Here is a 222-nt window from a genome sequence, read left to right as displayed (position 1 = left end):
TGGGCCGGCAGCGCGTCGTCGCGCAAGGTCTCCGCCGCGGCCAGGACGGCGTCCTGGTGCTCCTCGGGCACTCCGGCGGCCGCGCGCTCGTACAGGTCGGCGCCCTCCTCCAGCACCAGACCGACGTCGATGCCCGCCGGGATCTTGATCCGGGCGTGGTGTCGCCAGGTCGCCAGCGGATCGCTCCACGCCTCCACCGTGTACGTCCAGTGTCCGGGCTCG

Annotated in this window: 1 protein-coding gene; it reads right to left on the bottom strand. The window is 73.9% G+C overall.

What is annotated here, in order from left to right:
• On the bottom strand, positions 1–222 hold a 222-nt coding region (locus ACYF6T_RS44845), incomplete at both ends, for a maltotransferase domain-containing protein (RefSeq protein ID WP_461703742.1).

Source organism: Streptomyces sp. 7R007 (assembly GCF_054850255.1).
The sequence above is the reverse complement of the archived record's forward strand: the minus strand, read 5'-3'. Positions and strand labels throughout refer to the sequence as shown.